4 protein-coding genes and 1 pseudogene are annotated in these 7,332 nt (G+C 67.7%); 4 read left to right on the forward strand and 1 reads right to left on the reverse strand.

The features are described from left to right. Positions 1–391, forward strand: a pseudogene (gene pgk / locus STRTUCAR8_RS53880) (phosphoglycerate kinase); the annotation flags it as partial. Positions 392–407: 16 nt separating this feature from the next. On the opposite strand, the gene dnaE reads toward pgk, so the two are convergent. Beyond that, complete coding sequence (gene dnaE, locus STRTUCAR8_RS05040) at positions 408–3,947, reverse strand: DNA polymerase III subunit alpha (protein ID WP_006374371.1); 3,540 nt, start codon at positions 3,945–3,947, stop codon at positions 408–410. Between the two features lie 237 nt (positions 3,948–4,184). On the opposite strand from dnaE, the gene STRTUCAR8_RS05045 reads away from it, so the two are divergent. From STRTUCAR8_RS05045 to STRTUCAR8_RS05055, 3 genes are all read left to right on the forward strand, one after another. Next, the gene (locus tag STRTUCAR8_RS05045; RefSeq protein WP_006374370.1) at positions 4,185–5,510 is read left to right on the forward strand and encodes a DUF2252 domain-containing protein; all 1,326 of its coding nucleotides are present in this window, start codon (positions 4,185–4,187) and stop codon (positions 5,508–5,510) included. A gap of 82 nt (positions 5,511–5,592) precedes the next feature. Further along, positions 5,593–6,294, forward strand: a complete 702-nt coding sequence (locus STRTUCAR8_RS05050) for a hypothetical protein (protein ID WP_006374368.1) — start codon at positions 5,593–5,595, stop codon at positions 6,292–6,294. A gap of 111 nt (positions 6,295–6,405) precedes the next feature. Further along, positions 6,406–7,254 carry a thioredoxin domain-containing protein gene (locus STRTUCAR8_RS05055; RefSeq protein WP_006374369.1) on the forward strand — a complete coding sequence of 283 codons (849 nt, stop codon included), beginning with the start codon at positions 6,406–6,408 and terminating at the stop codon, positions 7,252–7,254. Positions 7,255–7,332 lie beyond the last annotated feature (78 nt).

The raw sequence follows: 7,332 nt of genomic DNA on the forward strand, positions 1-7,332 counted from the left end.
CGGCGGCGCCAAGGTCTCCGACAAGCTCGCCGTCATCGACCAGCTCCTCGGCAAGGCCGACCGCATCCTCATCGGAGGCGGCATGGTGTTCACGTTCCTCAAGGCCAAGGGGTACGAGATCGGTGCCTCCCTCGTTCAGGAGGACCAGCTCCCGGCCGTCAACGAGTACATCGAGCGCGCGGAGAAGAACGGCGTCGAGCTGATCCTCCCCGTCGACGTGCTGGCCGGCTCGGCCTTCCCCGACCTGAAGACCAAGGCTCCGGCCAACCCGGCCACCGTCGCCGCCGACGCGATGCCCGCGGACCGGATGGGACTGGACATCGGTCCGGAGTCCAGCACGCTCTACGCCTCGAAGCTCGCCGACGCCGGCACCGTCTTCTGGAACGGTCCTCACTCACGTCAGTTGCTCAGCCGGCCAGGCAGGACGGTCCGAGCAGCACCTTCAGGTCGCCGAAGAGGGCCGGGTCGGGCTTCACCCGGTGCCGGTCGAGTCGCAGCACCGTCGTCTTGCTCGGCCCCTGGAGTCTGATGCGGACCTCGCTCTCGCCCTTGTGGTGGCTGAGGATCTCGCCGAGCCGGCTGATCATCGGCGGAGTGATCTTCAGCGCGGGGATGGTGAGGATCACCGGCGCGTTGGTGCCCGCGTTCGACAGGTCGGGAACCTGCAGTTCCATCGCCACCAGGCGCGGCACGTCCTCGCGCTTGTCGAGGCGTCCCTTGACGAACACGACGGCGTCCTCGACGAGCTGGGTCGACACCAGCTGGTAGGTCGCCGGGAAGAACATGCACTCGATGGAGCCGGCGAGGTCCTCGACGGTCGCGATGGCCCAGGCGTTGCCCTGCTTGGTCATCTTGCGCTGGAGGCCGGAGATGATGCCGCCGATGGTGACGACCGCGCCGTCGGCGTGCTCACCTCCGGTGAGCTGGGAGATGCCGGCGTCGGCCTTGTCGGAGAGGACGTGCTCCAGGCCGAAGAGCGGGTGGTCGGAAACGTACAGGCCGAGCATCTCCCGCTCCTGGGCGAGCAGATAGGCCTTGTCCCACTCGTCGGTGGTGAACTCGACGTCGAGACCGAAGCCGGGCTCGCTGGTGTCCTCCTCGCCCATGCCGCCGAAGAGGTCGAACTGCCCCTCGGCCTCTTTCCTCTTCACCGCCACCACGTTGTCGATCATCGGCTCGAAGTGCGCGGTGAGGCCCTTGCGGGTGTGCCCCATACTGTCGAACGCGCCGGCCTTGATCAGGGACTCCGTCGTCCGCTTGTTGCAGACGACCGCCTCGACCTTGTCGAGGTAGTCGGGGAACGAGCCGTACTTCCCCTTGGCGTTACGGGACTTGATGATCGACTCAACGACGTTCGTCCCGACGTTGCGCACCGCGGACAGGCCGAAGAGGATCACGTCGTCGCCCTGGGCGGCGAAGTTGGACATCGACTCGTTGACGTTGGGCGGGAGCACCTTGATGCCCATGCGCCGGCACTCGTTCAGATAGATCGCGGACTTGTCCTTGTCGTCCTTGACCGAGGTGAGCAGACCGGCCATGTACTCGGCCGGGTAGTTGGCCTTCAGATAGGCGGTCCAGTAGGAGACCAGGCCGTACGCGGCGGAGTGGGCCTTGTTGAAGGCGTACCCGGCGAAGGGGACCAGCACGTCCCACAGGGCCTTGATCGCCTCGTCGCTGTAGCCGTTCTTCTTGGCTCCGGCCTGGAAGATGGTGAAGTTCTTGGCCAGTTCGTCGGGCTTCTTCTTGCCCATCACGCGGCGCAGGATGTCGGCCTCGCCGAGTGAGTACCCGGCGATGATCTGGGCGGCCTTCTGCACCTGCTCCTGGTAGACGATCAGACCGTAGGTGACCGCGAGGACCTCCTGGAGAGGCTCCTCCAGCTCCTTGTGGATCGGGGTGATCTCCTGGAGCTTGTTCTTGCGCAGCGCGTAGTTGGTGTGCGAGTCCATGCCCATCGGGCCGGGACGGTAGAGCGCCGAGACGGCGGAGATGTCCTCGAAGTTGTCGGGCTTCATCAGCCGCAGCAGCGAGCGCATGGGGCCGCCGTCGAACTGGAACACCCCGAGGGTGTCGCCGCGCTGGAGCAGTTCGAAGGTCGCCGGATCGTCGAGCGGCAGGCTCAGCAGGTCGAGGTCGACGCTCTTGTTGGCCTTCACCATCTTGACGGCGTCGTCCATGATGGTCAGGTTGCGCAGGCCCAGGAAGTCCATCTTCAGCAGGCCGAGCGACTCGCACTGCGGGTAGTCCCACTGTGTGATGGTCACGCCGTCGGTGTGCCGCACCCAGACGGGGGCGTGGTCGACGATGGGCTCGCTGGACATGATGACGCCGGCCGCGTGCACACCCATCTGCCGGACCAGTCCCTCGACGCCCTTCGCGGTGTCGATGACCTTCTTCACGTCCGGCTCGTTCTCGTACATCGCCCGGATCTCGCCGGCCTCGCCGTAGCGCGGGTGCGAGGGGTCGGTGATGCCGTTGAGGTCGATGCCCTTGCCGAGGACGTCGGCGGGCATGGCCTTGGTGAGCCGGTCACCCATCGCGTACGGGTAGCCCAGCACCCGCGCGGAGTCCTTGATGGCGTTCTTCGCCTTGATCTTGCCGTACGTGCCGATCATGGCGACCTTGTCGGCGCCGTACTTCTCGGTGACGTACCGGATCACCTCGACGCGCCGGCGTTCGTCGAAGTCGATGTCGACGTCGGGCATGGAGACGCGCTCGGGATTGAGGAACCGCTCGAAGATCAGACCGTGCGGGATCGGGTCGAGGTCGGTGATGCCCATGGCGTACGCGACGATCGAACCGGCCGCGGAACCACGGCCGGGGCCGACCGCGATGCCCTGCTTCTTGGCCCACATGATGAAGTCGGCGACGACGAGGAAGTACCCCGGGAACCCCATCTGGATGATGACGTCCATCTCGTACTCCGCCTGCTTCTGGCGGTCCTCGGGGACGTTGCCGTTGAAGCGCCGGTTCATGCCGAGCCGGACTTCTTCCTGGAACCAGGTGATCTCGGTGAAGCCGTCCGGGATGTCGAACTTCGGCATGAGGTTCTTCGCCTCGAACATGCCGGCGGTGTCGATCTGTTCGGCCACCAGGAGGGTGTTGGCGCAGCCCTCCTGCCAGGCGTCGGAGGAGTCGATGGCGTACATCTCGTCCGTCGACTTCAGGTAGTAGCCGGTGCCGTCGAACTTGAAGCGGTCCGGGTCGGAGACGTTCTTGCCGGTCTGGATGCAGAGCAGCGCGTCGTGCGCGCCCGCCTCGTGCGGGTACGTGTAGTGCGAGTCGTTCGTCACCAGGGGCGGGATGCCGAGCTTCTTGCCGATCTCCAGCAGGCCGTCGCGGACCCGGCTCTCGATCTCGATGCCGTGGTCCATCAACTCCAGGAAGTACCGGTCCTTGCCGAAGATGTCCTGGTACTCGGCGGCCGCCTTGAGCGCCTCCTCCTTCTGGCCGAGGCGCAGCCGGGTCTGGAGCTCACCCGACGGGCAGCCGGTGGAGGCGATGAGCCCCTCGGACCACTGGGAGATGGTCTCCTTGTCCATGCGCGGCCACTTCTGCAGCCAGCCCTCCGCGTACGCGTCCGAGGACAGCCGGAAGAGGTTGTGCAGGCCCGTCGCGTTGGCCGCCCAGATCGTCTTGTGGGTGTAGCCACCCGAGCCGGAGACGTCGTCGCGCTTCTGGTGCGGCTGGCCCCACTTGATCTTGCGCTTGTTGCGCCGCGACTCGGGCGCCACATACGCCTCGATGCCGATGATCGGCGTGACGCCCGCCTTCTTGGCCGTGTGGAAGAAGTCGTACGCCCCATGGAGGTTGCCGTGGTCGGACATGGCGATGTGGGTCATGCCCATCTCGTTGCACGCGTCGAACATGTCCTTGAGCCGCGCGGCACCGTCCAGCAGCGAGTACTGGGTGTGGACGTGCAGGTGCGTGAACGGCGGCTTTGACACGACGTGGCCTCCATGGAAAACACTGGGCGACAGGCTGCGGGCAGTCTGGGGGGACAGCGACGAAGTCTAAGCCTCGGCACTGACAGCGGGAGGCGTCTCCCCCGTACCTTCGTGGGTGGGTCGTGGGCACTGAGGCGTACCTTCGGACGTTGGAGGGACGACGGAGTCATTCGTCTCCCCGGTCGGCCCGTCCGGCCCCATTCGTCTTGCATCACCTGCACCAGGAGGCACCCAGCGATGTCGGTTCCGCAGCTCAGCGCCGAGCACCGCGGCGAGGAGATCCTCACCGTCTTCGACACCGCGTTCGGCGAGCTCCTGGCCGCCGACCCGGCCGCGTTCCGCGTGAAGTTCCGCAAGATGGCGGCCTCCGCGTTCGCGTTCTACCGGGGTACGGCGTGCCTCTTCTACCACGACCTGGAGGCGGAACGGCGGGGCGGGCCCTACCTGGACGAGCGCACCTCGCGCGTGTGGATCCACGGCGACCTGCACGCGGAGAACTTCGGCACGTACATGGACGCGCAGGGCCGGCTGATCTTCAACGTCAACGACTTCGACGAGGCGTACGTGGGGCCCTTCACCTGGGACCTCAAGCGCCTCGCCGCGTCGCTGGCCCTCATCGGGTACGCGAAGGCGCTCTCCGACGAACAGATCACCGAGCTCGTGCGGACGTACGCGGGCGCGTACCGCGAGCGCATCCGCGCCCTCGCGACCGGCGCCAAGAGCGACGAGGTACCGCCGTTCACCCTGGACACCGCCCAGGGTTCGCTGCTGGACGCGCTGCGCGACGCGCGCTCGCTGACCCGGTTCGGGCTGCTCGACTCGATGACGGAGATCCGTGACTTCGAGCGCCGCTTCGCACCGGGCGGCGGCTCCATCGAGCTGGACGCGGCCACCCGCTACAAGGTGCTGGCCGCCTTCGACGGCTACCTGGAGACGCTGCCGGAGTCGTCCCTGACCCGCCCGGACTCGTACCGCGTGAAGGACGTCGTCGGCCGGCGCGGCATCGGCATCGGCTCGGCCGGGCTGCCCTCGTACAACATCCTTCTGGAGGGCGCCACGGACGCCCTGGAGAACGATGTGGTGATCTACATCAAGCAGGCCCAGACCCCGGCCGTCTCCCGGCACATCACCGACCCGGCGATCCGCGGCTACTTCCAGCACGAGGGCCACCGCACGGTGATCTCGCAGCGCGCCCTCCAGGACCACGCCGACCCGTGGCTCGGCTGGACCGAGCTGGACGGCCGCGGTCAGCTGGTCGCCGAGGTGTCGCCGTACGCCGTGGACCTGGACTGGGGCGACATCGACGACCCGGAGGAGATCGCGGCCGTCGTCGCCGACCTGGGCCGCGCGACGGCCACGATGCACGCGGCGGCCGACGACCAGTCCGGTGAGTCCCTGGTGCCCTTCTCCACGGAGCGGGCCATCGACGCGGTGATCGCGGCCGACGAGGCGGGCTTCGCGGACGTCCTGGTGGACTTCGCCCACGAGTACGGCGCACGCGCGCGCCGCGACCACCAGGTCTTCGTGGACCTGTTCCGCAACGGCCGGATTCCGGGCCTCTAGAGGGCCCCTTCGGACAGTGCACGGGCTCACAGGGACCTTTTAGGGACCTCTTACGGGAGTCCGTGACACACTCTCCTCCGCTATGGACATATCCGGGACCCACTTCAGAGCCGTACGCGCGGCACTGTTCACGGCACTCGTCGTGACGCTCAGCAGCGCGTCGCACGTGCTGCTGTCCCGGGTCCCGCTGCCGATGGGGACGGTGGCCGTGATCGCCGCCGCCGTCTTCGTCGTCGCGTACGCGCTGGCCGGCCGCGAACGCGGCTTCGCCCGGATCGCGGCCCTGCTGATCCCCCTGGAGCTGGCCGCCGACACGGTCTTCACCACCGGTCAGACGGTCTGTTACGGCCGGGCGGGCGGCCCGGTCGCCGGCCCGCTGCGCTCGGTCGGCTTCGACGTGCTGTGCGCCGGCGACGGCGTGGGCACCCCACTGGCCCGGGTGGCGGGCGCCGACACCGACCGGGTGGCGTCGCTGCTGGCCCACTCGGGCCCACAGGCCGCCTGGCTGCTGCTGGCCGCGCATGTCGGTGTGGGCCTGCTGGCCGCCGCCTGGCTGCGCCGGGGTGAGCGGGCCCTCGCCCAGCTGCTGGCCGCGCTCACCACCTCGACCTTCCGCCCGCTGCTGCTGGCCGTCGCCTCGGTGACGGTCCGGTCCGCCCCGGCCGTACGCCGCAAGCCGCGACCGGCTCAGCGTGTCGCCACGCTCCGCACATGCCTGCTCGTGCACTCCCTGGGGCGACGAGGCCCGCCGAGCCCGAGCCCGCTCGCCTTCTCCTTCGCCTGAGCGGCAGCCCGCCCGAGCGACAGCGCTGAGCAACGCGCACCGGCAAGTACCTCATTCGTTTCCGCGTACGGCGTCCACGACGTGTACGCGTCCCCCAGGGAGATCACCAGCATGAGCAAGCGGAACAGCCAGGCGTCCAAGAGCGCGGCCCGTGAACGGCTGCGCGAGGAGCGCGAGCGCCAGGCCAAGCGCGACAAGGCCAAGCGGCAGGTCATCGTGGCCGGCGCCGTCGTCGCCGTCCTCGCGATAGCCGGCGGTATCGGCTACGCGGTCGTGCAGAACAACAAGCCGGGCTACTGGGACGCCGCGAAGGACGAGAAGGTCGTCGCGCCGGCCAACACCACGGGCACCGACGGCACGACGGTGATCCTCGGCAAGAGCACCGCCAAGAAGACCCTCAAGCTGTACGAGGACCCGCGCTGCCCGATCTGCGCCCAGTTCGAGGAGACGGTCGGCCCGACCCTCAAGCAGGACTTCGACGCGGGCAAGTTCAAGATCCAGTACATCGGCGGCACGTTCCTCGACGGTGACACCGACGACAACGGGAAGATCCAGATCGGCTCTCGCGGTGAGGGCTCCAAGAACGCGATGAGCGCCATGGGTGCCGCGCTGAACGTGAGCCCGGAGGCGTTCCTGGAGTACAAGACCGCGCTCTACTCGACGAAGTACCACCCCGAGGAGACGGACGACAAGTTCAAGAGCGACGACTACCTGATCAAGGTCGCGAACACGGTCGCCGCGCTCAAGAACAACACCAAGTTCCAGACCGCCGTGAAGAACGGCACGTACGACGCCTGGGCCTTGGCGATGTCCGAGACGTTCAACACCAACAAGGACGGCGTCAACGGCACCCCGAGCCTGGTGATGGACGGCAAGAAGCTCACGGCCCCGAACAGCCAGAACGCGCCCATGTCGGTCGCCGACTTCACCACGGCCATCACGGCGGCCCTGAAGGCCTGAACAAGGGCCGAGCAGCGGGTTCGGGGGCGTTTGAAGCGCCTGTCGTACGGTCCCGCGCTCGGCTCCGGTGGACGATCA

Origin of the sequence: Streptomyces turgidiscabies Car8, assembly GCF_000331005.1 — a bacterium.
In the GTDB taxonomy this organism is placed as follows: Bacteria; Actinomycetota; Actinomycetes; order Streptomycetales; family Streptomycetaceae; genus Streptomyces; species Streptomyces turgidiscabies.

Bases quoted from the DNA above. Each gene is read 5' to 3' on its own strand.
- STRTUCAR8_RS05045 (WP_006374370.1), top strand. From the start codon at position 4,185: ATGTCGGTTCCGCAGCTCAGCGCCGAGCACCGCGGCGAGGAGATCCTC.
- STRTUCAR8_RS05050 (WP_006374368.1), top strand. From the start codon at position 5,593: ATGGACATATCCGGGACCCACTTCAGAGCCGTACGCGCGGCACTGTTC.
- STRTUCAR8_RS05055 (WP_006374369.1), top strand. From the start codon at position 6,406: ATGAGCAAGCGGAACAGCCAGGCGTCCAAGAGCGCGGCCCGTGAACGG.